Genomic DNA, 776 nt, shown 5'->3' with positions numbered 1-776 from the left:
ACCCTGTTGCAAAAGAATAAGCACCATAAGCCTCAGGCAATGCATTAGTAAAACCACCAGTACTTCCCCCTATATAAGCACCCAAAACTTTACCATTAGTGCTACCCGTGTATCCATCACCCGTCCAAATAACCTGTTCAGTGGTCGTACCATAAGGATGACGACCGTTAAACTCTTGATCAGTAATAAATCTATTATATTGTTGCTCTGCAGTTATTCGTCGATTATCAGCAATTCCTTGTTGTTGTTTGCCGCCACGACCAATAACATTGTCTGCACCACAGAAGTCATCATCACCAGAAAAAACAACACTCCCATGACTACCATACGGATACATGACATTAACACTATTTGTGCTTCTAAATATCTCTCCTGTTATTGAGAGATTCGCCGCAAAAACAGGAGAAACACTCGATAAGAGTGTCGCCATTACCGTATTAAGAGAGACAACTTTAATTAAATTTTGTGTGGAATATTTTTTTTTCATAAGAATCTCCTCCAACAGAGTTCAACATCATTACAACACGCGGAAACACTCATGGCAAAACCCTCCCCTTCCGATACCGCGTTTAAACCTTCAACAAATGTATTTCTAAAATCAGGATTTGCTGAAAAAACAGAGGTAACATTCGATACAAATGTCGCTGCCACAACCAATGAAAGAATTTGAACAAAAGAAAAATGAGAAAGTTGTATGGTATATAATTTCTTCATAATGAACTCCCCAAAAAAACCTTTAGAAACACACTTAAGAACACAAAAAAGACATATTTTAA

1 protein-coding gene and 1 pseudogene are annotated in these 776 nt (G+C 37.5%); both read right to left on the bottom strand.

What is annotated here, in order from left to right; all coding sequences use genetic code 11:
• Nucleotides 1-487: pseudogene (locus ACFIO3_RS14515) on the bottom strand (hypothetical protein); the annotation flags it as partial.
• Nucleotides 484-714, bottom strand: a complete 231-nt coding sequence (locus tag ACFIO3_RS14510) for a hypothetical protein (protein ID WP_375608807.1) — start codon at nucleotides 712-714, stop codon at nucleotides 484-486. The gene ACFIO3_RS14510 and the pseudogene ACFIO3_RS14515, both read right to left, overlap by 4 nt.
• Nucleotides 715-776: the final 62 nt, after the last annotated feature.

It is taken from the genome of Bartonella sp. AD328YNZD, from assembly GCF_042196425.1.
The sequence above is the reverse complement of the archived record's forward strand: the minus strand, read 5'-3'. Positions and strand labels throughout refer to the sequence as shown.